Source organism: Acuticoccus sp. MNP-M23, from assembly GCF_031195445.1.
In the GTDB taxonomy this organism is placed as follows: Bacteria; Pseudomonadota; Alphaproteobacteria; order Rhizobiales; family Amorphaceae; genus Acuticoccus.
On the sequence record NZ_CP133480.1, the window covers coordinates 2,825,857 to 2,850,650 of the forward strand.

24 protein-coding genes are annotated in these 24,794 nt (G+C 66.4%); 12 read left to right on the forward strand and 12 right to left on the reverse strand.

Features of this window, described 5'->3' with window-relative positions; genetic code table 11:
• Positions 1–6 precede the first annotated feature (6 nt).
• A complete protein-coding gene (locus tag RDV64_RS13090; RefSeq protein ID WP_309195364.1) occupies positions 7–483 on the reverse strand; it encodes a DUF302 domain-containing protein in 477 nt (158 codons plus the stop codon).
• 64 nt (positions 484–547) lie between these two features.
• A complete protein-coding gene (locus RDV64_RS13095; protein WP_309195365.1) occupies positions 548–1,735 on the reverse strand; it encodes a YeeE/YedE family protein in 1,188 nt (395 codons plus the stop codon).
• Between the two features lie 191 nt (positions 1,736–1,926).
• Between RDV64_RS13095 and RDV64_RS13100 the strand changes: the two genes are divergently transcribed.
• The 4 genes from RDV64_RS13100 to RDV64_RS13115 all read left to right on the forward strand — a co-directional run bounded on the left by RDV64_RS13100 (position 1,927) and on the right by RDV64_RS13115 (position 7,182).
• On the forward strand, positions 1,927–3,282 hold the full coding sequence (locus RDV64_RS13100; RefSeq protein ID WP_309195366.1) for a tetratricopeptide repeat protein: 1,356 nt from the start codon (positions 1,927–1,929) through the stop codon (positions 3,280–3,282).
• 94 nt (positions 3,283–3,376) lie between these two features.
• The gene (locus tag RDV64_RS13105; protein ID WP_309195367.1) at positions 3,377–4,624 is read left to right on the forward strand and encodes an OpgC domain-containing protein; all 1,248 of its coding nucleotides are present in this window, start codon (positions 3,377–3,379) and stop codon (positions 4,622–4,624) included.
• A 50-nt stretch (positions 4,625–4,674) separates the two neighbouring features.
• The gene (surE, locus tag RDV64_RS13110; protein WP_309195368.1) at positions 4,675–5,460 is read left to right on the forward strand and encodes a 5'/3'-nucleotidase SurE; all 786 of its coding nucleotides are present in this window, start codon (positions 4,675–4,677) and stop codon (positions 5,458–5,460) included.
• Between the two features lie 597 nt (positions 5,461–6,057).
• A complete protein-coding gene (locus tag RDV64_RS13115; RefSeq protein ID WP_309195369.1) occupies positions 6,058–7,182 on the forward strand; it encodes a type III PLP-dependent enzyme in 1,125 nt (374 codons plus the stop codon).
• Positions 7,183–7,264: 82 nt separating this feature from the next.
• Here RDV64_RS13115 and RDV64_RS13120 read toward each other — a convergent pair whose 3' ends face one another.
• Positions 7,265–7,696 carry a L,D-transpeptidase gene (locus RDV64_RS13120; protein WP_309195370.1) on the reverse strand — a complete coding sequence of 144 codons (432 nt, stop codon included), beginning with the start codon at positions 7,694–7,696 and terminating at the stop codon, positions 7,265–7,267.
• 251 nt (positions 7,697–7,947) lie between these two features.
• Complete coding sequence (locus RDV64_RS13125) at positions 7,948–8,589, reverse strand: TlpA disulfide reductase family protein (protein WP_309195371.1); 642 nt, start codon at positions 8,587–8,589, stop codon at positions 7,948–7,950.
• 33 nt (positions 8,590–8,622) lie between these two features.
• On the opposite strand from RDV64_RS13125, the gene argH reads away from it, so the two are divergent.
• The 3 genes from argH to lysA are packed head-to-tail and all read left to right on the forward strand — an operon-like array spanning position 8,623 to position 11,494.
• Entirely contained in the window at positions 8,623–10,032 is a 1,410-nt protein-coding gene (gene argH / locus RDV64_RS13130; RefSeq protein ID WP_309195372.1) for an argininosuccinate lyase, read from the forward strand.
• Positions 10,029–10,214, forward strand: a complete 186-nt coding sequence (locus RDV64_RS13135) for a lipoprotein (protein ID WP_309195373.1) — start codon at positions 10,029–10,031, stop codon at positions 10,212–10,214. The genes argH and RDV64_RS13135 overlap by 4 nt, the downstream gene beginning before the upstream one ends.
• Positions 10,214–11,494, forward strand: a complete 1,281-nt coding sequence (gene lysA, locus RDV64_RS13140) for a diaminopimelate decarboxylase (protein ID WP_309195374.1) — start codon at positions 10,214–10,216, stop codon at positions 11,492–11,494. Before RDV64_RS13135 ends, lysA begins: the two co-directional genes overlap by 1 nt.
• 4 nt (positions 11,495–11,498) lie before the next feature.
• On the opposite strand, the gene RDV64_RS13145 is transcribed toward lysA, so the two are convergent.
• The 7 genes from RDV64_RS13145 to RDV64_RS13175 form a co-directional block, all read right to left on the reverse strand.
• A complete protein-coding gene (locus RDV64_RS13145) occupies positions 11,499–12,437 on the reverse strand; it encodes a metal ABC transporter permease (protein ID WP_309195375.1) in 939 nt (312 codons plus the stop codon).
• Positions 12,434–13,651, reverse strand: coding sequence for an iron chelate uptake ABC transporter family permease subunit (locus tag RDV64_RS13150; protein ID WP_309195376.1), 1,218 nt, complete (start codon positions 13,649–13,651; stop codon positions 12,434–12,436). The genes RDV64_RS13145 and RDV64_RS13150 overlap by 4 nt, the downstream gene beginning before the upstream one ends.
• Positions 13,648–14,457, reverse strand: a complete 810-nt coding sequence (locus RDV64_RS13155) for a metal ABC transporter ATP-binding protein (protein ID WP_309195377.1) — start codon at positions 14,455–14,457, stop codon at positions 13,648–13,650. Before RDV64_RS13155 ends, RDV64_RS13150 begins: the two co-directional genes overlap by 4 nt.
• On the reverse strand, positions 14,454–15,443 hold the full coding sequence (locus RDV64_RS13160) for a metal ABC transporter solute-binding protein, Zn/Mn family (protein ID WP_309195378.1): 990 nt from the start codon (positions 15,441–15,443) through the stop codon (positions 14,454–14,456). The genes RDV64_RS13155 and RDV64_RS13160 overlap by 4 nt, the downstream gene beginning before the upstream one ends.
• A 385-nt stretch (positions 15,444–15,828) precedes the next feature.
• Positions 15,829–16,692: a dTDP-4-dehydrorhamnose reductase gene (gene rfbD / locus RDV64_RS13165; protein ID WP_309195379.1), complete on the reverse strand. Its 864-nt coding sequence runs from the start codon at positions 16,690–16,692 to the stop codon at positions 15,829–15,831.
• Between the two features lie 76 nt (positions 16,693–16,768).
• Complete coding sequence (locus RDV64_RS13170) at positions 16,769–18,529, reverse strand: cation:proton antiporter (RefSeq protein ID WP_309195380.1); 1,761 nt, start codon at positions 18,527–18,529, stop codon at positions 16,769–16,771.
• A 99-nt stretch (positions 18,530–18,628) separates the two neighbouring features.
• Positions 18,629–19,264: a glutathione S-transferase family protein gene (locus RDV64_RS13175; protein WP_309195381.1), complete on the reverse strand. Its 636-nt coding sequence runs from the start codon at positions 19,262–19,264 to the stop codon at positions 18,629–18,631.
• A 156-nt stretch (positions 19,265–19,420) separates the two neighbouring features.
• On the opposite strand from RDV64_RS13175, the gene RDV64_RS13180 reads away from it, so the two are divergent.
• Positions 19,421–20,920: a TrkH family potassium uptake protein gene (locus RDV64_RS13180; RefSeq protein WP_309195382.1), complete on the forward strand. Its 1,500-nt coding sequence runs from the start codon at positions 19,421–19,423 to the stop codon at positions 20,918–20,920.
• Positions 20,920–22,146 (forward strand): O-succinylhomoserine sulfhydrylase, encoded by a 1,227-nt coding sequence (metZ, locus tag RDV64_RS13185; RefSeq protein WP_309195383.1) that lies wholly within the window; start codon positions 20,920–20,922, stop codon positions 22,144–22,146. The genes RDV64_RS13180 and metZ overlap by 1 nt, the downstream gene beginning before the upstream one ends.
• Positions 22,147–22,189: 43 nt before the next feature.
• Here the strand turns inward: metZ and RDV64_RS13190 are convergent, their stop codons facing one another.
• The gene (locus tag RDV64_RS13190; RefSeq protein WP_309195384.1) at positions 22,190–22,504 is read right to left on the reverse strand and encodes a hypothetical protein; all 315 of its coding nucleotides are present in this window, start codon (positions 22,502–22,504) and stop codon (positions 22,190–22,192) included.
• 191 nt (positions 22,505–22,695) lie between these two features.
• On the opposite strand from RDV64_RS13190, the gene RDV64_RS13195 reads away from it, so the two are divergent.
• From RDV64_RS13195 to RDV64_RS13205, 3 genes are all read left to right on the forward strand, one after another.
• The gene (locus RDV64_RS13195; RefSeq protein ID WP_309195385.1) at positions 22,696–23,184 is read left to right on the forward strand and encodes a YtoQ family protein; all 489 of its coding nucleotides are present in this window, start codon (positions 22,696–22,698) and stop codon (positions 23,182–23,184) included.
• Between the two features lie 82 nt (positions 23,185–23,266).
• Entirely contained in the window at positions 23,267–23,425 is a 159-nt protein-coding gene (locus RDV64_RS13200) for a hypothetical protein (RefSeq protein ID WP_309195386.1), read from the forward strand.
• A 43-nt stretch (positions 23,426–23,468) separates the two neighbouring features.
• Positions 23,469–24,602, forward strand: coding sequence for a DUF3095 domain-containing protein (locus tag RDV64_RS13205; protein WP_309195387.1), 1,134 nt, complete (start codon positions 23,469–23,471; stop codon positions 24,600–24,602).
• The last annotated feature ends 192 nt before the right edge of the window (positions 24,603–24,794 follow it).

Consider the following 24,794-nt stretch of genomic DNA (forward strand, 5'->3'; position numbering starts at 1 on the left):
TCTGCGTCAGTTGCCGGTGGCCTGGTCGGAAATCCGGTCGAAGATTTCGTCCAGCGTGCCGGTCGCCTCATCCAGCGCATCGCCGCCTGCTTCGGCATAGGGGGCAAACACGGTGCTGGGGTATTTGTAGGCAAGGGTCGCCGTGCCGTCCGGCTCTTCCATCACCATGAAGCGCACCGGAGCCTCGATCATCGCTGCCGGGGCGGCGCGGATAATGGCCACCGCAAGGTCGTTGCGGAAGACACCGACAACGCGGTTGCCGGGGATGGTCTCGCCCCGGCTTTCCGCCATCTCGGTCGGACCGGCTTCGGTGACGATGCCCATCTTGTTGGCGGTCACCGCTGCCTTCAGGTCGGCCAGCAGCGTTGCATAGTCCTTGTCGGTCTCGGTCACGCTCCAGCCGTCCGGCGCGCCAAGCACCGAGGCAGCGTGCGCCGGGGCGGCAATCAGCAGCGCAAGGGCTGCGGCAGCGAAAGTTCGCATGGGCGTCTCTCCTGATCTTCAGGGGGCAACGGTCACCTTGGCGCGCGGGTTGCCGGGCCCGCTGTCACGATTGCGTGCGCAGCGGCCGGGCAGAGGCCGGGGTGGACAGCGCAGGGTCCATGCCGATCCGCTCGCGGATCCTGACGCCGACGATGCTCCCCATGAACGCGAACGCGAACCAGCCCCAGCCGTGGAGGCTGCCCGATGCAATGCCCGACAGGAGCGCGCCGATGTTGCAGCCGAACGCGATGCGGGCGCCATAACCCATCAAAAGCCCGCCGATCATTGCCGTTGCCACGTCGCGGACCGAAAGGTTGAACTTGGGTGCGTACTTGCCGGCAAGACATGCGGCCAGCGCCGCGCCGGCAATGAGGCCGAGGTTCATCACCGACACGCCGTCCGAGAAGATCGAGCCCTCGACGCGGTTCATCGCATAGCGCCAGTAGTCCCACTCGCCGACGGGCACCCCCACCACGTTGGCAATCTGCGCCCCCCACAAGGTGAGGCCGGAGGTGATGCCCCAGGGCCGCCCCAGTACGAGAAGCGTGAGGACGCCAACCAGCGTGAGGCCGACGGTGCCGGCGGCAAGCGACCAGGGGCCGGTCACCAGCGAACCCATGGCGGTGCCGCCGAGTAGGTTGCCGTGCCGCGCCTTCTCGGCCCGTACCGTGAGAAGACCGATGAGCCCGAGCGCGACAACGGTGGCGAGCACCGCACCGATGGGGCCGAGCGGCGCCGCGAACGTGACTGCGCCCAGCGCCGGCAGCGACTGCCAGAAGTCCCAGTTGTGGGTGGCAAGGAGGCCGCCCAGAATGAAGAAGGCGAGGGTGATGACCATCCGCGTCGACCCGCCCCCCACGGTGAACAGGGTGCCAGAGCCGCATCCGCCGCCAAGCTGCATTCCAAGGCCGAACGCAAACGAGCCGATGATGACCGCAATGCCGAACGGAAAGACGAACCCGCCCGTCTGGACACCGATCAGGCCGCCATAGTGGATGAGCGGAATCGCAAAAACGGCGGTGGCGCCCACCAGCCACAGCTGCGCGCGCAGCCCGCCGCCCCGGCGTTCGCGGATGAAGCGGCGCCACCCCGCCGTGAAGCCGAACGACGCGTGGTAGAGCGAAAAGCCTGCAAGCACGCCCACCAGCGCGCCAAGGGCAAGCCGTCCGCCAGCCTCTGCGAACGTTGCGGCGACAATCACCGCAATCACGGCAAGCGCGGCAATGACGGCCTTCGGCTGCTTCAGCGTCATTTGTATCGTCCCTTCTTTTTCGGCGCATTGCTACCACGGGCGCGGCAATCAGGCGTGAGCCCCGCGACACGATCAACGGCATGTGACAATCATTCACGCGATCGTTCAGCCAGCGGCCATCATTGCGCACTAGATGTGCCTTACAAGCGGGTGATCGACCTGTCCCGCAAGTTCTACCGGAGTTGGTGCCCATGACCGCGCGCGCTGATGCACCCGTGCCCGCCTCGCTTGCCCATGTGGCCGGCGACTGGCAGGGCCTTGTCACGTCCTTCATGGCGCATTCGGCCAGGGTGCCCGATCGCCTTGCAGCGCTCGGCGAAGCCGCGCCGTCCTCGCCTGCATTTCTGGCCGCAAAGGGGTTGCTCTTCATGCTTCTGGGCCGGCGCGAGCTGGCCACCGAGGCAGGCAACCTTCTTACTGCCGCCAGAGCAGGGCTTGCCGCGCATGGCGGCCTTGCCGACCGGCAGATGGTGGAAGCGCTGGCCGCATTCATCGCCGGCCGCCCGTCCCGCTCGGCGCAGATCTTCGACGAGATGCAGGTGCTTGCGCCCGGCGACGGCTTTGCACTCAAGATGGCGCAGGCCATCCGCTTTTTGTACGGCGATACTGCGGGGATGCGCCGTTCGGCGGACGCTGCCATCGGCGGCTTTGCCGACGAGCACCCTCACGCCGGCTATGCGCGAGGCTGCTTTGCCTTCGCCTGCGAGGAGGTGGGCGATCTTGCGCTGGCCGAGCGGGCCGGCATCCGCGCGCTGGAGCTTGCGCCGGACGATGCCTGGGCGCTCCACGCCGTCGCCCATGTCCACGAAATGCGCGGCCAGCCGGAGAAGGGGCGGGACTGGCTTGCGCCCCGCCAGTCCGCCTTTGCCGGGTGCAGCAACTTTGCGCACCATGTGTGGTGGCATTCGGCGCTGTTCGAGCTGGATCTTGGCAACGTCGACATGGTGCTCGACCTCTACGACACCGAAATCCGCCGCGAACACACCGACGATTATCGCGACATCGCCAACGCCGTTTCGCTCCTGGCCCGCGTCGAGGCGGAGGGCATCGAGGTCGGCACGAGGTGGGACGAGCTGGCCGCCATTGCCGAGCGGCGCGTGGACGACGCCTGCATCGTCTTTGCCGACCTGCACTATCTCATGGCGCTGCTGGCATCGGGCCGGCAGGATGCGGCGGACCGCCTGATCGAGCGGATGGCCGGCGCTGGCGATGGGAGCGAGTTCGGCGCGGTTGCGGCCGGCGCCGGGGCTGCCGCAGGCGGCGGCCTTGCCGCCATGCGCCGCGGTCACCACGAGGATGCGCTGATTGCCCTGCGCGGCGCACGCGCACAGATGCAGACCATCGGCGGCAGCCATGCCCAGCGCGACGTGTTCGAGCGTCTCACCATCGACGCTGCCTTGAAGGCCGGTTGTGCCGACGAAGCCCGCGCCATCATCAAGGACCGGGCGCAAAAGCGCGGCGCGTTCGACCGCTTCGGCTACGAGCGCCTTCTGCGCTGTGGACCGCCTGCCGTCGAAGCGCCGGCATCCACGTCGGCCGCATTCTGAGGCTCGCCTTGACGCGGCCTTCCTCTATAAGACGCTGCGGAGCGCGTGCCGGCCCCGGCGCCGCCCTCCCGCACATGGAGCACCAGTCGGCCTGATGACCACCGTCTCTCCGGCGCCCGCGAAGGCGCCGACCAAGAAGCCGCGGGATCTCCGGCTCGACTTCTTCCGCGGGCTCGGCATGTACATCATCTTTGTGGCGCACATGCCGGGAAACCCGTGGACCCTTTGGATCCCGGCACGGTTCGGCGCGTCCGACGCTACCGAAATCTTCGTGTTCTGCTCCGGCATGGCGTCGGCCATCGCCTTCGGTTCGGTGTTTCGCGACCGCTCGTGGTGGCTGGGCACGGCCCGCGCGGCATTCCGCGTCTGGCAGGTCTACTGGGCGCACATCGCGCTGTTTCTCGTCACTGTCACGCTGCTGGTCGTGATGGACAGGCTGGAAGGCTCCGAGAACTTTTACACCAATCGCCTCTACGTCCGCCCGTTTTTCGAGGATACCGCCAGCCATCTGGTGGCCCTCATGACGCTGCAATATGTGCCCAACTACTTCGACATTCTGCCGATGTATCTCGTCCTTCTGGCAATGATGCCGGTGGTGGCAGGCGTCGGACTTTACAATCGCTGGCTCGTGTTTGCGCTGATGGCGGTGGTTTGGCTTGGCGCGCAGTTCGGGTTCCTGCATTTCGGCGCAGAGGTCCGGCCCGGCAACGACCGGGAGTGGTTCTTCAACCCGTTCGGCTGGCAGCTGGTCTTCTTCACCGGCTTTTCGTTCATGATGGGGTGGATCAAGGCGCCGCCCTTTCGCTGGTGGCTGGTGGCGTTGTCCATTGCGGTGCTGGTCTTCAATTTCTTCGTCGCCTCGCGCTGGGGCTGGCAGATGTCGCCGCTGATCTACGACTTCCGCGATGCCACCTGGCAGCTCCTGAACAAGACCGACCAGGGCCTCTACCGCTTCACCCACTTTCTGGCGCTGGCCTACCTGGCCTACGTGGCGGCGGGCGAGGGGGGCCGGCGGCTTGCGGGCACCGGGGTGTGGGCCGGCTTCGTGAAGGTGGTGCGCAAGGTGGGGCAGCAATCGCTGGCTGTGTTCCTCGCCTCAATGGTGCTGGCGCAGCTTTTCGGGGCGCTGCTGGATGTGACCGGACGCAATGTCCTCACGATCCCGCTCGTCAACCTTTGCGGATTTCTGGTGCTGACGGGCGTCGCCTACGGCACCGGATGGTTCAAGTCCCAGCCCTGGCGGCGGGCGCCCCAGCCGGTGGACAGCGTGCGCGATGAACGCCGGCAGGCCGAGGCGCTTGCCATGCAGCCCTCCGGCACGGGAGGCGGGCCGCCCGCTTGATGGCGGCGGCCGGAGAGGATAGGGCCGGCGCAACAACGGGGAGAGAACGGTTGCGCATCCTGATCACCAATGACGACGGCGCCAGAGCGGATGGCATCAAGCTGCTCGAAGAGATTGCCCGCACGATCACCGACGACGTGTGGGTCATTGCGCCCGAGTTCGACCAGTCCGGCGTCAGCCACGCCATCAGCCTGCACGAGCCGCTGCGCGTCCACCGCGAGGACGAGAAGCGCTTTTTCGTGAAGGGAACGCCGGCGGATTGCGTGGTCCTCGGCATCGAGCATCTGATGGACAGGAAGCCCGATCTCGTTCTTTCCGGCGTTAACCGCGGCGGGAACATGGCCGATTCCATTGCCTATTCCGGCACCGTCGGCGCCGCGATGACGGCGCTTCTGGCAGGCGTACCGGCCATTGCGCTCAGCCAGTTTTTCCAGGGCGTCGACATCCACTGGGAAACCGCGCGCGCCTACGCCAAGCCGCTCATCGAAAAGCTGCTTGCCAACGACTGGCCGCGGCCGATCGTCCCCAACATCAATTTTCCGCACTGCGCGCCGGACAAGGTGGCCGCAATCACTGTCTGCCCGCCCGGCCATGGGCTGATCGGCGGTCTCAACGTGGAAGAACGCTGCGACGTGCGCGGGCTGTCCTATTACTGGCTCCGGTTCCGCCGTTCGCCGGATGCCAGGCTTGAACAGCAGACCGACTATGCGCTCCTCCTCGAGGACCACATCACCATCACGCCGCTGCGGCCGGACCGGCACGCCGATGGCGGCTGGGAAGCCTATGGCGAGGCGCTCGCGGAAAGCCTGTCCGGGACGCTGACGCAGAAGGCCTGACGGGCCTCGGGCGTGGCAGTTGCGCCACGCTCTTTTCCGGTGGCCCGAAACAGCGATTTTTTGGCCGCCGCCTCTTGCATCGCGGAGCGATTCCCATCATATCCGCCTTGCCCAATTTCGCACGTGCCTGTGGTCGCGTGCCGGTCACGCAGAGGGGACGGGGAAACTCGGAACCAATGCGGGGCATGACCGGTCTTCCGGATTAAACCGGACCCTGCGGTGGATGTATCGGTGGCGAGGAGCCCCCTGCACAGCCAGCGCAGCGCGACTTGAAGCAACGACGTAGAGGGCTTTTTTGGTCTCTGCCGGCTGTCCACATGCCGGCGTCACTGAAGAGGCGACTACATCCTTGCCAGGCGTGCGAGTGACGGGACCTCCCGGATCTCAAAGCGCTACGCATCACCGACCGTCTTGCGAGGCTTGCCCCCCGCGAGCGGTCAATCGCACCGTCAGGCGTATTGCCTGTGCGGACGTTGTGACGCGCTGTGTCCACCTGTGCTGCAGGGGACCTTCGGACGGACGACACCCAACCGTGCCTCCACAGCACGGCGGTGAACGCCGATCCGACGCCGTAATCTGAGCCCTGGGGTTACCGCGATGACCGATCGTATCAAGAATTTCCTCCGTGACGTCCGTCCGGAAGGCCCGTGCCTGGTGGTCGACCTCGAAGTTGTCCGCGACAACTTCGAGAAGTTTCAGCGCGCCATGCCGGAAAGCCGTATCTTTTATGCGGTGAAGGCAAACCCTGCGCCCGAAATCCTGTCGCTGCTCGCCGAAATGGGCTCCAACTTCGACTGCGCATCCGTGCAGGAGATCGACATGGCGCTGGCCGCCGGCGCTTCCGCCGACCGCATCTCGTTCGGCAACACCATCAAGAAAGAGCGTGACGTTGCCGCTGCCTACAAGCGCGGCATCAACCTCTTCGCGGTGGACTGCGAAGCCGAGGTCGACAAGGTTGCCCGTCAGGCGCCCGGCGCCAAGGTGTTCTGCCGCATCCTTTGCGATGGCGAGGGCGCAGAGTGGGCGCTGTCGAAGAAGTTCGGCTGCGAGCCGGGAATGGCTGTCGACGTGCTGGACCACGCCCACCGCGCGGGCCTCACTGCCTATGGCGTGTCCTTCCATGTCGGTTCGCAGCAGAAGAACCCGCGCGCATGGGACTCGGCGCTGGCGTCCGCTGCGGAAATCTTCCGCACGCTGTTCGACCGCGGCATCGAGCTGAAGATGGTCAACCTCGGCGGCGGCTTTGCCACCAAGTATCTGGAAGAGATTCCGGGCGAGGGCGAGTACGGCAAGGCCATCGACGATTCGATCCGGGCCCACTTCGGCAACCGCATTCCGGAGACCATCATCGAGCCTGGCCGCGGCATGGTCGGCAACGCTGGCGTGATCAAGTCGGAAGTCATCCTGATTTCGCAGAAGGCGAAGGACGACATCCGCTGGGTCTACCTCGACATCGGCAAGTTCAACGGCCTTGCCGAGACCATGGACGAGGCGATCCGCTACGCCATCGAGTCTGACCGCAATGGCGAGGCCGTCCCGTGCGTGCTCGCCGGCCCGACCTGCGACTCGGTCGACGTGATGTACGAGAAGACCCCGTATCCGCTGCCGATCAACCTCGAGATTGGCGACGAACTGCTCATCGCCGGCACGGGCGCCTACACCACCACCTATTCCGCGGTGGCGTTCAACGGCTTCCCGCCGCTCGCGTCCTACGTGATCTGACCGGGCAACCCCGGCCGCGACATGAAAAAGCCCCGGTGCATCTGCACCGGGGCTTTTTTCCGTCTGGTGCCGGGACGGGACGTCAGCGGCGGATCCGGATGCTCGTGTTGCCGCGGCCGTACTTTCGCACGAGGTTGTAGAGTGTGCGGGCATTGCCGGGCGCCAGACGGACGCAGCCATGGGAGGCGGGCCGGCCGAGATTCTTCACATAGCCGGTGCCGTGGATCGCATAGCCGCCGCGAAAGAAAATGGAGTGCGGCATCGGCGAGTTGTTGTATTTGCGCGAAAAATACTTCCGGTACATTCGCGTGGGCCGGTAACTGCCTGTTGGCGTCCGGTAACCCTTGCGGCCGGTTGAGACGGCCCACGTATAGGCAGGTTTCCCGCCGATGGAGACGTACATCTGCTGGGTGGAAAGATCCACGGTGGCGCTGACCCGCGCCGCATTGGCGTCGCCCGCGCTGATCGCGAGCCCGGCAACAGTCGCGACAGCCATCGCAACAAGTGATTTCATGAAACGCATCAAGTCCTCCGTATCAATGTCGGCAAGCCAGCTTCGCGACCGAGTTTCGCGGTAAAGGCTCGCAGAAGGCAAAGGAATAAAGGTTAATCTGAAAAACTATACGCATGCAGTGTTGCTTAAATGAGTCTCCGTTGCAGCCTTCGCAAGCCCGGTGTCGCCAGTTTGCGCCCACAACGGGATGGCTTGCTGCCAGTCCGCTCACGCGAACGTGAAGATTGCGGATTCGCGTGCTGACACGGCGATCAGCGGGTGCTGGCGACCGCTGCGTCGATGAGCGCCAGCGAATCGGGGCTGTTCCACACCGCAGCGCCATGCAGAACGCCGGCTGCGCACCCGTCCGGCGCAATCAGGAGCGTCGTGGGCATCCCCATGGCAAGGCCCGCCTTCTTGAGCGAGTTGAAGAGGGTGAGGTCCGGTTCGCGGTGGTAGGCGAGGTTCTCGGCGCCGGTCTCGGCCAGAAATTCGGTCGGGCGACCGTTGTCGTTGTGGTCGATGGAGGTGGCGACCACGGCAAAATCATCACCGCCGCGCGCTGTCTCCAGCGCGGCCAGATGCGGCATCTCGATCCGGCAGGGCGCGCACCAGGTGGCCCACAGGTTGAGAAGCGTCGTCTTCCCCTTCAGCGTTTCGATGGTGGTGGCGTCCGCGCCGGTGCCATCGAAGGGGAGGGCGGACAGGTCCGCCGGCGCCAGCGGCAGAAAGGCGGCCATTTCGCCCTTGACGAGGGGCTTCACGGCCCCGGCCATTTCCGCGGCAGCCCGGCATTGCGACGTGCCCTTGGCGAGACTAAAGATGTTTCCGCCCGCCGTGATGAGCACTGCGGCGGTAAAAACCATCACGCCAACAGCGGCTGCGCCACCAATGATCCACGTTCGCGCCGCCATGGCTGCACCTCTCGCATACAAGGATACCCGACCATGAGCGGCAAAGACGCCCAGGCCGGAAACGCGCTCTGGGGTGGCCGCTTCGCCAGCGGCCCCGGCGCGATCATGGAAGAAATCAACGCCTCGATCGACGTGGACAAGCGCCTCGCCGACCAGGACATTGCCGGCTCGCTCGCCCATGTGGCGATGCTTGCCGCGACCGGCATCGTCTCCGAGGCCGATGCTGAGGCCATTACAGGCGGCCTCCACAAGGTCAAGGCCGAGATCGACGCAGGGGACTTTCCGTTCTCCCGCGCGCTCGAAGACATCCACATGAACATCGAGTCCCGGCTGAAGGACCTGATCGGCGAACCCGCCGGCCGCCTCCACACCGCCCGCTCGCGCAACGATCAGGTGGCGACCGACTTCAAGCTCTGGGTCCGCGACGCGCTGGACGCGCTGGACGCCGAACTCGCGGACCTGCAGGCCGCCTTCGTCGACCGTGCGGCCGAGCATGCCGATACGGTGATGCCCGGCTTCACGCACCTCCAGTCCGCCCAGCCCGTCACCTTCGGCCACCACTGTCTTGCCTACGTCGAGATGCTGGCGCGGGACCGTGGCCGCCTGCGCGACGCGCGCCGCCGGATGAACGAATCGCCGCTCGGCGCCGCAGCGCTCGCTGGCACCGCGTTCCCGATCGACCGAGAGATGACCGCGGCGGCCCTGGGGTTCGACGGGCCGATGCACAACTCGCTGGACGCGGTGTCCGCGCGTGACTTTGCGCTGGAGGCGCTGGCGGCGGCGGCAATCTGCGCCACCCACCTGTCGCGCTTTGCCGAGGAGCTGGTGATCTGGTGTTCGGCCCCGTTCGGCTTCGTCTCGCTGTCGGACGAATACACCACCGGCTCGTCGATCATGCCGCAGAAGAAGAACCCGGATGCCGCCGAGCTGGTGCGCGCCAAGGTCGGCCGCATTGTCGGCGATCTCAACACGCTGCTGATCGTGATGAAGGGCGTGCCGCTCGCCTATTCCAAGGACATGCAGGAGGACAAGCCGCCGGTGTTCGACGCCATGGCCGCGCTGTCCCTTTGCGTACGGGCTTCCGCCGGCATGGTGCGTGACCTGACGGTGAAAAAGGACGCGATGCGGGCGCTCGCCTCCAAGGGCCACACCACCGCCACCGACCTTGCCGACTGGCTGGTGCGGGAGGCAGGCCTGCCATTTCGCGATGCGCACCACATCACCGGCGCCGCGGTGAAGGCTGCCGAAGGTCTCGGCAAGGAGATCGCCGACATGAATCTCGCCGAGCTGAAGGCGGTGGACCCGCGCATCGAAGCCTCCGCGCTTGATGTTCTCACGGTCGACCGCAGTGTCGCGTCGCGCATGAGCCTCGGCGGCACCGCGCCGGACCGTGTGCGCGAAGAGGCGGGCCGCTGGAAGGCGCTTCTGGAGGCAACGGCATGATCCGCAGCGCACTCCTTGGCGCACTGGCGCTGGCTCTGGCTTTGTCGGTGGCAGGTTGCGGCCGTCGCGGCGCGCCTGAATCGCCGGAAATCACGGGGCCCACGGCGCCTGTCGACCCGGCCTTCCCCCAGGGCCGTCAGGCGCCGGACGGCAAGTTCGTGCTCGATCCGATCCTTCAATAATGCATCATTTCAACGAGAGAGACGGCGTGCTCTACGCCGAGGATGTGCCGCTGTCCGCCATTGCGGAGGCGGTGGGGACGCCGTGCTACGTCTACAGCGCGGCCACGTTCGCGCGGCATGTGCGCGTGTTCACCGAGGCGCTGGAGAGCGCCGGCGTGCCGCACCTTGTCTGCTACGCCATGAAGGCGAACTCCAACCAGGCGGTGCTCTCGCTGGTGGGGGCGCTGGGCGCAGGGGTGGACGTGGTCTCGGGCGGTGAGCTGAAACGCGCGCTGGCGGCCGGCATTCCGGCAAACCGCGTCGTCTTCTCCGGCGTCGGCAAGACCGACCGGGAGCTCGCCGACGCGCTGGACGCTGGCATCTATTGCTTCAACGTGGAGTCGGAGAGCGAGCTTGCGGCGCTGTCCGCCATCGCCGCGGAAAAAGGGCTGACGGCCCCCGTCTCCCTGCGCGTGAATCCGGACGTGACACCCAACACCCACGCCAAGATCTCCACCGGCCAGAAGGAAACCAAGTTCGGCATTCCGGTCAGCCGCGCCCGTGAAATCTACGCGCAGGCGGCGGCACTGCCAGGCATCATGGTGTCCGGCGTCGACATGCACATCGGTTCGCAGATCACGTCGCTCTCCCCGTTCGACCATGCGTTCACCGTGATGGGCGATCTGCTCGATGCGCTGCGGGCGGACGGTCACGCGATCACCCACGTTGATCTCGGCGGCGGCCTCGGCGTGCCCTACGAGGATGCCAGGGCCGATCCGCCCCGGCCGGAGGATTATGCGGCGCTGGTGGCGCGCCACTCCAACCGCTTCGGCTGCACGGTGGTGGTGGAGCCGGGCCGGGTGATTGCCGCCAACGCCGGCGTCCTTCTCACGCGGGTGGTCCACCGCAAGGAAGCGGAAGAAAAGACGTTCATTGTGGTGGATGCCGCGATGAACGACCTCATCCGGCCGACGCTTTACGATGCGCATCACGAGATCCGCGCCGTGGTGCCCCGCGGCGGGACGGAGCTGGTCGACGTGGTCGGCCCGGTTTGCGAGACGGGGGATTATCTGGCGCAGGGGCGCACGATGCCGCGGACCGAGCGCGGCGACCTTCTCGCGATCATGAGCGCGGGGGCCTACGGCGCCGTGCAGTCGAGCACCTACAACACGCGGACGCTGGCGGCCGAAGTGATGGTCTCGGGCGACCGCTTCGACGTGGTGCGCCGGCCCATGCCGCCCGAAGACCAGATTGCGCTCGATCATGTGCCGGACTGGATCGGCGAGGCGGCGCGCCGCTGAAGTTTCAGTCGGCGGCGGCGACCTTGCCGGCGCCGACACGCGCCCGGTGCGGCGCGCAAAGGCACGCAACGCCGAGGATGATGCCGGAGACCGTAGCGATCATCCCCGCCGCGCTGACCGCATCGGTGCCGCCGAACCACAGCGGCCCGTAGCCGGCAAACACGTAGCCGGCAATGGCCGCCACCACCGCAAAGAACACCGACCACAGCACCTGATGCTCCAGCCGGTTGGTCATCAACCGTGCGGTGGCGGGCGGGCAGATGAACATCGCAATGACGATGATCGACCCCACCGCATCGAACGCGGCAACCGCTGCCACCGCCGATACCACCACCAGGCCGATGGCAATGGCCGCAGTGGGAAGCCCGAGCGACTGGGCATAGCCTTCATCGAACGTTGAGATTTTCAGAGGGCGCCAGAACACCAGCACGAGAACGATGACGAGGATGCAGGCGATCGCGATGCGCCAGAGTTCTTCGGGCATGGTGGCGAGCGCTGCGGGATCCAGCAGGGAGCCCCAGCCGTCGGCGCGAAACCAGATCAGGCTTTCAAGGTTGCCCATCAGCGCATGCTCCACGTCGAGGTGGACGCTGGAGGTGTCGGTCTGTTCCAGGAGCAGGACGCCGCCGGCAAACATGGAGGTGAAGACCACGCCCATGGCAGCGCCGGGCTCGATCCGCCCAAGGCGCTTCACGGTCTCGATCAGCACCACTGCGACCACGGCAGCGGCGGCGGCGCCCAGGAGCATGGGGATTGCCGAAAGGGTGGCTGTGATGAGGAAGGCGACCACAATGCCCGGCAGCACAACGTGGCTGATGGCATCGCCAATCAGTGCCTGCCGCCGCAGGATGAGAAAGTTGCCCGGCAGTGCGCAGGCGACGGCCGAAAAGATCCCGATGAGGATCGGCGTCAGCGAGAACTGCACGAATTCGGCGCCCATCATGCAGCTCCCATGACGAGGCGCGGCGGGCCGAGCTCTGCGTCGAACGTGGCAATTTCGTCCGGTGTGAAGACAGCTTCGATGGGGGTGAGGCCGTCGTAGCGGCCGGTGAGGGCGGTGTCCTTGTGGATCTCCCGCGCCACCTGCCAGCGGTGCTCGTCGTGGGCGGCCTTGGCGGCTTCGGCCCTGCCGCGCCCCGTGGCAACGCCGTCAGCCCGGATGAGGCCGCCCTTGCGCAGGACGCGGAGGGTGAGCGGGTCGTGGATCGGCTCTGCGCGGGCCAGCGCAAGGAGGCCCTGCCGGCGATGGACCCGGCGCTGAAAGCGGTATTGCCGGATTGTGGCCGCCACCACGCCGCGCACGGGCGCAAACAGGAGCGACAGTGCAAACAGCGTCGACGCCGAAAGGACGATGATCGGCCCCGTGGGCAGAGCCGGCGCCGAGGCGGAGATCGCCGCGCCCACATAGCCCGACGCCCCGCCGAGGAGCCCGGCAATCCAGATCACGCGGCCGCTCCGCTCCGTCCAGAACCTTGCCGTCACCGGCGGAATGATCAGCATCGCCACAATCAGGATGAGGCCGACGAGCTTGAGGCCGATCACCGTGACCGCCATCACCAGCCCCATGATCGCAAGGTCCACCAGCCGCACGCTGATCCCGGCGGCAGCGGCATATTCGGCATCGAAGGCCACCAGCGTCATCGGGCGGCGGAGGAGAAACGTGGCAAGGACGGCAAGGGTGCCGCCGGCGGCAATCACCAGCGCGTCTTCCATCAGCATTCCGGCGGTAGAGCCGAGGAGAAAGCTCTCCAGCCCCGCCTGCCGCCCGGCTGACATCGTCTGGATTACCGTGAGGAGCACGATGCCGAGGCCGAAGAAGACCGAGAGCACCGCGCCGATGGCCGCGTCTTCGGTAAGCCGCGTGCGGGCGGAGATCCACTCCACCAGAAGGAGGCCGGCCAGAGCGGTGAGCGTGGAGCCTGCCAGAAGGCCGATGAGATTGCGCCCGTCGCCGCCCAGCGCCACCATGGCGATGAAGGCGAGACCGACGCCCGGCAGCGTGGCGTGGGCCAGCGCGTCGGTGACGAGCGCCCGCTTGCGCAGGAACAGAAACGTGCCGGAAGCGCCTGCCGCCAGACCCAGCATCCCGGCGCCGATTGCAACCAGCGCCGCGTTGTAGCCGGCCTGCAGCGTGAGCGCTGAAAGGAATTCGCTCATGCCACGTCGAGCTGTTCGATGTGCGCGCTGGCGAGGCGGCCGCCATAGGTGGCCTGCAGGTTGTCGCTGGTGAAGGCGGTCTCGACGGGGCCTTCGGCAATCTTGTTCACGTTGATGAGGAAGACGTGGTCGAAATAGGCGCGCACGGTGGCAAGGTCGTGGTGGACGCAGACGACGGACTTGCGGTCGTCCTTCAGCGTTTTCAGAACGTCGATGATGGCGCGTTCGGTGGCAGCGTCGACGCCGGCAAACGGCTCGTCCAGCAGATAAAGGTCGGCACCCTGGGCAAGGGCGCGCGCCAGAAACACGCGCTGCTGCTGGCCGCCGGAAAGCTGGCCGATCTGCCGCTGCGCAAAGTCCGCCATGCCGACGCGGGAGAGCGCATCCATCGCGGTGTTGCGGTGGCGGCGGCCGATGCGGCGCAGGAGCCCGAGCTGACGGAAGAGGCCCATCATCACCACGTCGATGACGGTGGTGGGAAAATCCCAGTCCACGCTGGCACGCTGGGGGACATAGGCGATCCGCCCGCGCGATGCCTTCAGCGGGGCGCCGAACACGGTGACTTCGCCCGAAAGGCGCGGCACCACGCCGAGTGCAGCCTTGAGGAGCGTGGACTTGCCGGCGCCGTTGGGGCCGACGATGGCGGTCATCGCATGGGGCGCAAACGTCGCGTCGACCGAGAAGATCGCCGGCTTCTCGCCATAGGAGACGGTAAGTCCGCGGATGGCGAGCGGGCTTTCGGCAATGGCGGTGCCGGCGACGGTCTCGCCGCCATTGCTGGCCACATTCATTGCGGGGCGCGTCATTGACCGGCCGTCGCGAGCAGGCCGTTCATGCCGGTGGCCGGGGCGTCTCCGCCCAGCGCACGGGCGATGACGGTGGCGTTGTGGTCGATCATGCCGACATAGGTGCCCTCATAGGTGCCGGGTTCGCCCATGGCATCGGAAAACAACGTGCCGCCTATGGCAACGTCGTGGCCGCGTGAGGCCGCGCCCTCGATGAGCGCGCGCACGTTGCGATCCGACACCGAGCTTTCGACGAACACGGCGGCAACCTTCTTGCCCACCAGAAGGTCCACGAGGTCGCGGACGCGGCGCAGACCGGCCTCGCTTTCGGTGGAGATGCCCTGAATGCCCACCACGTCGAAATCGTAGGCGCGGCCGAAATAGTTGAACGCATCGTGCGCGGTCACCAGCACGCGCCGGTCCTCCGGCACAGTTGCCAGAATTTCGGTGGTGTAGGCGACGAGCGCGTCGATCTCGGCCAGGTGAGCATCGGCATTGGCACGGAAGGTGGCTTCATCCTCGGGGCGGGTGGCAATCAGCGCGTCGCGCACAGCGGCAACGACGTGAGTCCACAGGGCAGGGGCCATCCACACGTGAGGGTCGTATTTCTCGGTGTAGGTGTCGTGGGCGATGAGGAGGTCCTTCGGCATCGCCTCGGCAACCGCGACCACGTTTCCGTCCCGCTCCAGGTCGCGCATGAACTCTTCCATCTGCGCTTCGAGGTAGAGGCCATGCCACAGGACCAGGTCGGCGCGGGCAAGGGCCACAATGTCGGACCGTGTCTGCCGGTAGGCGTGGGGATCGACGCCAGCGCCCATCAGCCCGGTCACGTCCACCAGGTCGCCGCCCACCTGGCGCGCCGCGTCGGCAATCATGCCGGTGGTGGCGACCACGTTGATCGGCTCGTTTGCCAGGGCGGCACGAGGGCCGAGCGCCACCGAAAGGAGGCTGCAGAGAAGCGTGACGCCGAGCGCGTGACGCAGACGGAAAATGTGGCGGTTCAGCATACAGTCCCTTGTTAACCCGAAAACCCAATGCGGACCGAAGTGGCATCGAGGCAAGTCTCATTCAAGTGCAGATGAGAGCCATTTGCAACAAGAAATTTGAAATGGCTCTTATCGGTATGCCAAAGCGCCTCGCACCGCGGCAAAAACCGCGTGTTCAGGCGGCTGCCGAGGGAATATTTGAGCGCGGAACCCGCCGGATTGCGGCGGGTTTCAGCTTTTGAAGAAAAAAAAGTTCGGCGGGTGGAACCATCGCGGCAATGCGCACGTTCACATCACAAGCGGCGTGTCGCCCCCCGTCCCGCCGCCGGAATTACCCAAGATACGGAATTTCAGACCGCCCCAGTGGCGGTCTTTTTTTTTGTCCGCCGGAGCCGGTCCGGCCCCGTCAGGCCGCGAGAATGCGGGCGACCACGCCGGGCAGGCTCTCGCGCCAATGCGGCAGCGCGACGTTGTGGTCGGCGGCAAGGCGCGCAGTCTCCAGGCGGGAGTTGGCGGGGCGCTTGGCCGGTGTCGGATATTCGGCCGTCGTGATCCCTTCGACGCTGGGGCTGAACGGTGCGAGGGCAAAGATGCCTTCCGCAAAGCCGTGCCACGAGGTCTCGCCGGCGCCGACCATGTGGTAGATCTGCGCGCCGTCGCCCCATTGGTCGGCCCGCTTGGCAAGCGCAAGAACGCCATCCGCAATATCGAGCGCAGAGGTAGGGTTGCCGAACTGGTCGGCGACCACGCGCAATGCATCGCGCTCCTTGCCCACCCGCAGCATGGTTTTGACGAAGTTGCCGCCGAACGGCGAATAGACCCAGGCCGTGCGCAGGATCAGCGCCCTGGCGCCGGATGCTGCGACGAGTTCCTCGCCGGCAAGCTTGGTGCGGCCGTAGGCGCCTTGCGGGCCGACAGGATCATCCTCGCGGTAGGGGCGGTCGCTCTTGCCGTCGAACACATAGTCGGTGGACAGGTGGATGAGGGGGAGGCCGCGTTCGGCACACAGCGCAGCCAGCGCGCCGGGACCGGCGGCGTTCAGGGCGTGGGCGGCGGCTTCGTCGCTTTCGGCCGCGTCCACCGCGGTGTAGGCGGCGGCGTTGATCACGATGTCCGGTCTTGCGTCGTCAAGCGCCGGGGCCAGTGTTGCGGGATCTGCAAGGTCCACATCCGGGCGGCCCCGCGCATCGACCGCAATGCCGGTGCCCGCCGCGCGCTCGACCAGCGCCTGCGCCACCTGACCGTTTCGGCCGATTACCAGAGCCTTCATCGAAACAAGTTCCTTAAAGAAAAATCAAAATTGCCTCAAAACGTCTGCAATGGCGACCAGCGCGGGAGCAAGGGGCTCAGCGGCCCGCGCCGTCGGCGACGTCACGTTTGCCGGCTTCGCGTTGCTCTGCGATCACGGCATGAGCGGCTTCGCGTGGGAAGCCGAGGGTGACGAGGGTCTCCTCGCCCATCTGCAGCGAAGCCTCGAACGCCTCCATCACCACCTGATCGGCGCCGAGGCTGTAGAGGGCGCGGGCGTCGGCCACATCGCGCGCACGCACGACCACGGGCGTGTCGATCCCGGCGCGGCGCATGGCTTCCAGCACGGCGGCGTTGGCCGCAGGGTTGTCCATGGTCAGGATCACGGCGCGGGCCTTGCCGGCGCCAGCATTTTTCAGAACGTCCGTCCGGCGCACGTCGCCAAAATAGATGGACTTGCCGGTGCGGCGGGCCCGCGCCACTTCGTGGGGGTCCCGGTCCAGCGCGGTATAGGGGATGCGCCGTTCGTCCATGAGGTGGCCGATGGACTGGCCGATGCGGCCGAAGCCGGCGATGATGACGTGCCCCTCTTCCTTGGCAGCGGCGAGGCTGGTGGGCGGTGTGCGCGGGGCACCGCGCGCCTCCAGCCAGATGGCGAGGTGGCGGATGGGCGCGGCAACCGCCGTGGTCAGCGCCATGGTGACGCCTGCCGCCACCACGAAGATCCGTGCCACGTCCGGCTCGATCACGCCGAGGCTCATGGCAAGGGAAAGCCCCACGAGCGAGAACTCGCCGATCTGCCCCAGCATCAGAGCGCTTTCCACCGCCACCGCCAGCGGCTGGCGCGCCAGAAGCGCCAGCACGAAGATGACCCCGGCCTTGACCGCAATGATTGTCACGACCACGGCGAGCAGGGTGAGTGGCGCGTCGATGATGACGCGCGGGTCGATGGTCATGCCGACCGACAGGAAAAAGAGCCCCAGGAGCAGGCCTTTGAACGGCTCGATTTCCGCTTCGAGCTGGTGGCGGAATTCGGTGTCCGCAAACACCAGACCGGCGAGGAACGCGCCAAGGGCCATGGAAAGGCCGGCGATCTGCGTTGCCGCGGCGGTGCCGATGATGACGAGGAGGGCGGCGGCAGTGAACATGTCCCGGTCGCGCCGTGCGCCGACGAAGCGGAACACCGGGCCGATCACGCTGCGGCCGGCAAGGAGAATGAGCGGGATCAGGATGGCAGCGGTCAGGATGGAGAAGAAGAGGCTGCGCCACAGCTCGGTTGCCTCGTTGGCCCCCAGTGCGCCGATCACCAGAAGGACGGGAACGACGGCAATGTCCTGCATCAGCAATATGGCGAACATCACGCGCCCCGAAGGCGCGGCGAAGCGCCCTGAGTTGACGAGGAGCTGCACGACGATTGCGGTGGATGACAGGGCGAGAGATGCGCCGACCGCGACGGACGCTTCGGGCCCGAGGCCCGCCATGCGGCCGACCGCCGTGAGCGCAACTGCCGTCAAAAGGACCTGCGCGCCGCCGAGGCCGAACACCAGTTTGCGCATGGCCCAGAGGCGCGGGCCGGACAGTTCGAGCCCGATCAGGAACAGGAGGAAGACGACGCCAAGCTCGGCAATCTGGCCGACGCCCTCCTGCTCGGGGATTGCAAGCATGTCGAGCGGAATGCCGAAGACGCTGTCTGCAAGCGAGACGATACCGAACGGGCCGACGATAACGCCGGCCACCAGGTAGCCGAGAATGGGATTGAGGCCGATCCGCTGCAGGACAGGCACGAAAATCCCTGCCGAAACGAGGAAGATCAGCGCTTCCTTGATGTACGGAATTCCATGTGCGACTTCATGCTCCATCGAAATTCCTTAGCATGACTGCGCCCCCCAGCGGTATCGCAACGCGACCTTTTGGGGACGATACGTTAATCTGCCATGAAGCGGCGGGGGGAAGCGCGTCTAGCCCATGTCGGGCCGGGTGGAGCGGAAGCTTTCCAGCGCCGTCACGCGGCTCCACCAGTCGCCCAGCCCGTGGAGCGCCATGATCTCGTCATTGTGCGGGGTGAGCGCGATGTAGGCGACGAGGGGCGCCAGCATGTAATCGGCAACGGAATGCTCGGCACCGGCGATGAAGGTGTCCGGCCCGCGCAGGCGCATCAGCTCGCCGATGACGGTGCGGCTTGTGGTGAGGTTGCGACGGTGTGCCTCATCGTCCTGCCCGCCGATGAAGTCCGGAAACAGGTGGTAGGCAATGACGCCGAGGAGGGCGCTGTAGCCGTAGGAGTCGATGATCCCGGTGGCCATGTCCATCCGCGCCCGGTCCTTCGGCGCGGTGGGGATGACCGAGCGGCCCGGCAGCACGGTTTCGAGATACTGACAGATGGCGGCGGTCTCATAAAGACGCAGACCGTCATGGTCGAGGACCGGGACCTTGCCGAAGGGGTTGCGTTCACGGTGCTCCTGGCTGCGGGGATCGCCTTCCAGCACGTTGAGCTGGACCTGTTCGTAGTCGCCGACCTCCTTTTCGGCGAGCACCATCTTCACGGTGCGAACGTAGGTGGAATTGTCGAAGCCCCAGAGCTTGATGTCGGCCAATGTCGTCTCTCCCCGGTGGCCACGCCGGCGTGGCGGCGGGCTGTGTCACATTCATCACGTCAGCTTCGGAAAAGGAACAGGCGGCGGCAAGGCACGTTCCAGCCGCCGGCAGGATGGTCTAAGCCGGATCGCACCCGAGGCGACGCGGAGGCGTTTGTGAATCAGCTCACTCGGCCAAGGGAGCACTCCCGGCATGTGCCGCGGGCCATCCAGCAACTGCGGCCAACACTCTACATCTCCAGCTATTTTGGTGTCGCCTTTGCGCTGCTGATGCTGATTCCGGCGCTGATCGACGTCGCCGACGGGCGAGACACGTGGTCCGTCTTCGTGCTCGCCTCCGGTGGGGTGTTTTGCGTATCGGTGCTCGGCGTCGTTGCGCTCAAGCAGCCGATGCCCGAATTTTCGCCCCGCTTCGGCTTTTTGCTGACCACGGTCCTGTGGGGGTTGTGCTCCATCTTTGCGGCCGTTCCGTTCTGGCTTTCGCCGCTGGGGATGACACCGGCGGCGGCATACTTCGAGGCGATGAGCGGGCTGACGACCACCGGTGCCACGGTGCTGTCGGAGCTCGACCTCACGCCGCGCTCCTTCCTCATGTGGCGCTCGCTGCTGCAATGGCTCGGCGGCATCGGGATCATCGCAGTGGGGCTCTTCCTGTTCCCGTTCCTGCGCATTGGCGGAATGCAGGTGTTCCGCACCGAGTCGTCCGACCGGTCGGACAAGACGATGCCGCGCGTCGTCTCCGTCACCCGCGCGCTGTGCGCCATCTACGTGTTTGCTTCGCTGGCCTGCGCCATCACGTACGCCGCGCTCGGAATGAGCCTGTTCGATGCCATCAACCATGCGATGACCACGGTCGCGACCGGGGGCTTCTCCACGCACGACCGCTCGTTCGGCTTCTTCGAGGATTCGCGGCTCCTCTGGGCGGCTGTCTTCTTCATGTGCGTCGGTGCGCTGCCGTTCCTTCTTTACGTGGAAATGGTGGTGCGCGGCCGCTTCAAGCTGTTCAGTGACTGGCAGGTCCGCACCTTCTTCGTGGGCATCATCATCATCGTGCTCGCGCTGTCGGTCTGGCTGGAGAAGACCCGCAACATCGACTACGAGGACGCGCTGACCCAGGCCGCCTTCAACGTGGTTTCGGTGGTGACGACCACAGGGTTTGCCTCCGACGACTATGCGGTGTGGGGACCGTTCGCGTTCGGCGCCTTCTTCATTCTCACCTTCATCGGCGGTTGTTCCGGCTCCACCACCGGCGGCATCAAGGTGTACCGCTTCATCATCACGTTTCAGGCACTGCGGCGGGCATTCACCCGGCTGGTCTATCCCAATGCAGTCCAGCCGCTGCGCTTCGGCGACAAGCGGATCGAACAGGATGTGTTCGACAGCGTGGTGATCTACTTCGTCGCCTTCTTCCTGGTCTATGCCTTCACCATCCTGGCGTTGTCGCTGGCCGGGCAGGATTTCGTCACGGCGTTGACCGGGGCGCAGACTGCGCTCACAAACGTCGGCCCGGGCCTCGGCGAGACAATCGGTCCCGCTGGCAATTTTGCACCGCTGGGCGAGTTCGAACTCTGGCTCCTCTCGTTCGTGATGCTATTGGGACGCCTAGAGATCATGACGGTGCTGATCCTGTTCACGCCGGTGTTTTGGAGAGACTGATGGGAGATGGCGGAGAACGGCGCGACCAGGCGCTACAGACGCGGCTCATTCACGACGGTGTCACGCGTTCGCAGTTCGGCGAAACGTGCGAGGCGCTGTACCTGACGCAGGGCTTCGTCTACGCGAGCGCCGAAGAGGCCGAGGCCCGCTTTGCCGGCGTGTCGGAAGGCTACGTCTATTCGCGCTACGGCAACCCCACGGTCGCCATGTTCGAGCAGCGGATGGCGACGCTGGAGGGCGCGGAAGCCGCCCGCGCGACGGCATCCGGCATGGCTGCCGTGACCGCTGCCATGCTGGCGGCGCTGAAGGCGGGCGACCATGTCGTCGCGTCGGCGGCCCTGTTCGGCGGTTGCCGCTACGTGGTCGAGACCTTCCTGCCGCGCTTCGGCGTGGAGACGACGCTGGTGGACGGCACCGACCTTGCCGCCTTCGAAGCCGCGGTCAGGCCGAACACCCGTGTCTTCTTCATGGAAAGCCCCACCAATCCGACGCTGACGCTGGTTGACCTTGAGGGCGTCGCGAAGATCCGCGACGCCAAAGCGCCCGGCGCGCTGGTGGTGGTCGACAACGTGTTCGCGACGCCGCTGTGGCAAAAGCCGCTGGAGCTTGGCGCCGACATCGTGATCTATTCGGCCACCAAGCACATCGACGGGCAGGGGCGGTGCCTCGGCGGTGTGATCCTGTCCGCCGAAGCGTGGATCAAGGACAATCTCGACATGATCCTGAAGCAGACCGGGCCGGCGCTGTCGCCGTTCAACGCCTGGACGCTGCTCAAGGCGCTGGAGACGTTGCCGCTGCGGGTGCGGGCACAGACCGAGACCGCGGCTGCGGTGGCCGATGCGCTTGCAACGCACCCCAACGTGACCCGCGTCATCTACCCCGGCAGAGACGACCACCCGCAGGCCGAGATCGCACGCCGGCAGATGAAGAAGGGCGGCACGCTGGTCGCCTTCACCGTGGCGGGGGGCAAGGCGGGCGCGTTTGCGGCGGCCAACGCGCTGCGGCTGGTCAAGCTTTCCAACAATCTTGGCGATGCCAAGAGCCTGCTGACACACCCGGCAACCACCACGCACAAGAATCTGGCGCAGGAGGCGAAGGATCAGCTCGGCATCGACGATGGCCTGCTGCGCCTGTCGGTCGGGCTGGAGGAGGCGGACGACCTGATTGCCGATCTCACCCAGGCGCTGGACCAGGTCAAGGCCGCAACGCATCTGCGCAGCGTCTGACGCACCAGCGTCCAGGGCGCCCGCATCCGTAGCCCCGGCGGCCTCAGCGGCGGGTGGAAATGCGTCCGTCCCGGCCAATGAGGTTGGGCGAGTTCGGCCGGGCCCGCGTGTTGTCCCGGTTGATCTGTGCTGTCACGCCTGCGCTGTTGGTTTCACTTGCGAGGAAGGACTGGCTGCCGCTGCGGCCGGGCACCAGATCGTCGTCATAGACCACGCCGTTCTGGTACGAGAGCTTGGTGTCTCCGAAGTCGCCGCCACCGCCGGTGCTCGATGGGGTCAACGGACGAAATTGTGCAGCGGCCGGGTTGGCGAGCGCGGCGACGGCGGTAAGGGCAAGCGCTATCCGTAGCGTGTTCATGGCAGGTCTCCTGTCGAATGCGGGTGGCGCACCGTGTGCCAACGCGAACTAACTCATCGTGTGCACAATATGGTTCCGATAGGGTTATCGGACGAGATGCCACCTCATTGCCCCTTGCAGCGCTGGAACTTGCCTCCAGCTAGGCTGTGAGCCCTTGCGAAAATACCGCGATTGACCACAGGACAGCGATCATGGACGTCGAACTCACCTGCTACCTCTCCGGCGAGATCCACACCGCCTGGCGCGACGAGATCGAAGCCGCCGTCGACGAGCTCGACCTGCCGGTGGACCTCACGGGCCCGGTGACCGACCATGCCGCGTCCGACGATTGCGGCGTGACCATTCTCGGCGCAGAGCAGAATGCATTCTGGAAGGATCACAAGGGCGCCAAGCTGAACGCGATCCGCACGCGCACGCTGATTGGCGAGGCGGATCTGGTGGTGATCCGCTTCGGCGACAAGTACAAGCAGTGGAACGCTGCGTTCGATGCCGGCTACGCCGCCGCCCAGGGCACGCCCTACATTGTGATGCACGGCGCCGAGCACGCCCATGCGCTGAAGGAGGTGGACGCGGCCGCCTTCGCAGTCTGCGAAACGGTGGAGCAGGTGGTGGCCATGCTGCGCTATATCTGCCGCGGCGAGCTGGTGCGGCCGACCCCGTCGCTCTCGGTGGTGCGCTGACGGTTCCGGCGTGCGGGCGTTTGCCGTGGCGGCGGTGCGAAATTTGGGAGCGGACGCGCCCGGCACCCTGTAAGGTCCTGCGATGACGAAGATTATTTCCGCCATCGTGATCTGTGCCATGATCGCCCACATGATCCGCCCGTTCGGCCTGCCGGGGATGCGGCGGCGGGGCGATGTCTGGAAGCTGGCGCTGGTCGCCTTTGCGGTGATTGCGCTCGTCACGGCCATCCGGCCCGAATGAACGGCGGCAGGGTGCCCGCTGCCGGGCGGGTGAAAGGATCGCGATGGACCGCCTGACGGGGTTTCCGGACCTCAAGAGCTTTGACGATGTGGTGGACGCGTCCTGCTTCAGGCCGCTGCCGGACGGCTGGGTGGTGGGCACGACCGACGTCGTCAGCTCCACCGAGGCCATTGCCACCGGTCGCTACAAGGCGGTGAACATGGCAGGCGCCGCCGCAATTTCGGGCCTGATGAATGCGCTGAAGACACGGCGCTTTCCCTTCGTGTTCGGCGGCGACGGGTGCGCCTTTGCGCTGCCCGGTGAAGACCGGGACGTTGCCGCAACGGTTCTGTCGGAAACGGCGGCGTGGGTGCGCGACGATCTCGGCCTTTCGCTGCGGGTGGCGCTGGTTGACGTTGCGGCGATCCGCGCCACGGGGCGGGACGTTCGCATTGCGCTTTATGCCCCGTCGCCGCACGTGTCCTACGCGATGATCGACGGCGGCGGCGTTGCCTGGGCGGAGGCGGAAATGAAGGCCGGGCGCACCGACCTGCCGCCAGCAAAGCCGGGCGTGCGGCCGGACCTGACGGGCCTGTCGTGCCGGTGGCAGCCGATCAAGGCGGAGCGGGGCGCGATGGTCTCCATCATCGTGCGGCCGGCGGGCGAGGCGGACGGCCCGTTCCGCAAGGCGGTGAGCCGCGTGCTGGCGATGCTGGGGGAGGCGGCGCATCCGGTGCCCGAACGCGGCCCCGAGCCTGCGCTGGTGTCGCCCGGAGCGCGGCTGGAGGCGCTGGCCTCCCGCGGGGAGCGTCCGCTGTGGCGGCGGATCGGGGCGATCCTGGCGCACAATCTGATGGGGTGGGGCCTCTTCCGCACCAACATGCGGGCCGGCGATTTCGACCCTGCCCTTTACCGCGCGGTGACCTCCAACAACGCCGACGCGAAGAAGTTCGGCGACGGGCTGATGGTGACGGCCGATTGCGATGCTGCGCTGCTCGGCCGCGTTTCCGCCTTTCTGGAGGCGGAGGCCGCGGCGGGAATTCTGCGCTTCGGGATTGTCAGCCAGGATGCGGCGCTGATGACCTGCATCGTCCCGTCCTACCAGGACCACGGCCATTTCCACTTCATCGACGGGGCAGGCGGCGGATACGCCGCAGCCGCCCAGGAAATGACGACCCGCGACGCCGCGCGCAGCTAGGCCGTGCCGGCTTTGGCCGCCGGTGGTGCGCGCGGCTATGGCCGGGCGTGCGCCTGTGGCCGCGCGCCGCGTTTTGCGGGCGACGGTGGGGACGGGGGGACGCGGGGCGGCCCGATGTTTGAAGATAGGAAGGGCCGCATCCGCGTCCCGTCCGTTCGGCTTTTTCCGGGGGTGGCGTGTTGCCGGCCGGTC

Coding starts and splice junctions, on each gene's coding strand:
- argH (WP_309195372.1), top strand. CDS start 8,623: ATGAGCGGCAAAGACGCCCAGGCCGGAAACGCGCTCTGGGGTGGCCGC.
- metZ (WP_309195383.1), top strand. CDS start 20,920: ATGGGAGATGGCGGAGAACGGCGCGACCAGGCGCTACAGACGCGGCTC.
- RDV64_RS13105 (WP_309195367.1), top strand. CDS start 3,377: ATGACCACCGTCTCTCCGGCGCCCGCGAAGGCGCCGACCAAGAAGCCG.
- RDV64_RS13150 (WP_309195376.1), bottom strand. CDS start 13,651: ATGAGCGAATTCCTTTCAGCGCTCACGCTGCAGGCCGGCTACAACGCG.
- RDV64_RS13160 (WP_309195378.1), bottom strand. CDS start 15,443: ATGCTGAACCGCCACATTTTCCGTCTGCGTCACGCGCTCGGCGTCACG.
- RDV64_RS13170 (WP_309195380.1), bottom strand. CDS start 18,529: ATGGAGCATGAAGTCGCACATGGAATTCCGTACATCAAGGAAGCGCTG.
- RDV64_RS13195 (WP_309195385.1), top strand. CDS start 22,696: ATGGACGTCGAACTCACCTGCTACCTCTCCGGCGAGATCCACACCGCC.
- RDV64_RS13095 (WP_309195365.1), bottom strand. CDS start 1,735: ATGACGCTGAAGCAGCCGAAGGCCGTCATTGCCGCGCTTGCCGTGATT.
- lysA (WP_309195374.1), top strand. CDS start 10,214: ATGCATCATTTCAACGAGAGAGACGGCGTGCTCTACGCCGAGGATGTG.
- RDV64_RS13190 (WP_309195384.1), bottom strand. CDS start 22,504: ATGAACACGCTACGGATAGCGCTTGCCCTTACCGCCGTCGCCGCGCTC.
- RDV64_RS13155 (WP_309195377.1), bottom strand. CDS start 14,457: ATGACGCGCCCCGCAATGAATGTGGCCAGCAATGGCGGCGAGACCGTC.
- RDV64_RS13100 (WP_309195366.1), top strand. CDS start 1,927: ATGACCGCGCGCGCTGATGCACCCGTGCCCGCCTCGCTTGCCCATGTG.
- RDV64_RS13200 (WP_309195386.1), top strand. CDS start 23,267: ATGACGAAGATTATTTCCGCCATCGTGATCTGTGCCATGATCGCCCAC.
- RDV64_RS13205 (WP_309195387.1), top strand. CDS start 23,469: ATGGACCGCCTGACGGGGTTTCCGGACCTCAAGAGCTTTGACGATGTG.
- RDV64_RS13120 (WP_309195370.1), bottom strand. CDS start 7,696: ATGAAATCACTTGTTGCGATGGCTGTCGCGACTGTTGCCGGGCTCGCG.
- RDV64_RS13125 (WP_309195371.1), bottom strand. CDS start 8,589: ATGGCGGCGCGAACGTGGATCATTGGTGGCGCAGCCGCTGTTGGCGTG.
- RDV64_RS13115 (WP_309195369.1), top strand. CDS start 6,058: ATGACCGATCGTATCAAGAATTTCCTCCGTGACGTCCGTCCGGAAGGC.
- RDV64_RS13145 (WP_309195375.1), bottom strand. CDS start 12,437: ATGATGGGCGCCGAATTCGTGCAGTTCTCGCTGACGCCGATCCTCATC.
- rfbD (WP_309195379.1), bottom strand. CDS start 16,692: ATGAAGGCTCTGGTAATCGGCCGAAACGGTCAGGTGGCGCAGGCGCTG.
- RDV64_RS13090 (WP_309195364.1), bottom strand. CDS start 483: ATGCGAACTTTCGCTGCCGCAGCCCTTGCGCTGCTGATTGCCGCCCCG.
- RDV64_RS13135 (WP_309195373.1), top strand. CDS start 10,029: ATGATCCGCAGCGCACTCCTTGGCGCACTGGCGCTGGCTCTGGCTTTG.